Here is a 649-nt window from a genome sequence, read left to right on the forward strand (position 1 = left end):
TCCATGGCTCGCAGCGGTAGAAGAGCGCTCGACAGGCTGATTATATGCAATTTTCACATGGACTGTACAACTTTGCTTATCAATATCAACATGCAGATTAAACTGCTCTGGGTCAAGCCTCTTTGCTACTTCTCTTTTAATATATTTTTCTACCTGAGCTGCTTGCAACAGGCTTTTGATATGAGTCGCTGCATTATTTAAACGATTTGTTTGGGCAAAGCGTATAATATCTTCATCTGATAAATTCTCTGCAATTTTATGTCTAAGTACTTGGGGTAGATCCCTAAATCCTGGCATATCCGCTTCCTTGTTTCTCTGTTCCCTTCATCTCAGCCATCTTATCTTATCATAATTACAGGCCTAACTAAAAAAGCCTAAACAGGCCAAGCCGAAGCCAACATTCAATCAAAAACAAGAAAATTCTCAGAAAATTTCTGCAATCCCTAAAAGTTCGTTAAAATAGCCTCTCCTTAGTATAAAGTTAGAGATTCAACAAGCTCATGAGTATTTTAAAAAAGCTATTTGGCCGTAAAAAAAGCCAACAGGCTGAAGAAGAAGCACGTCTAAAAGCTGAAGAAGAAGCACGTCTAAAAGCTGAAGAAGAAGCACGTCTAAAAGCTGAAGAAGAAGCACGTCTAAAAGCTGAAGA

General features: G+C 38.5%; 1 protein-coding gene. It reads right to left on the reverse strand.

From position 1 onward, the window contains the following. Positions 1-297 (reverse strand): hypothetical protein (locus C200_RS13920; protein WP_033923854.1); only part of this gene is annotated, 297 nt, incomplete at its 3' end. Positions 298-649 lie beyond the last annotated feature (352 nt).

Source organism: Piscirickettsia salmonis LF-89 = ATCC VR-1361 (genome assembly GCF_000297215.2).
Classification (GTDB): Bacteria; Pseudomonadota; Gammaproteobacteria; order Piscirickettsiales; family Piscirickettsiaceae; genus Piscirickettsia; species Piscirickettsia salmonis.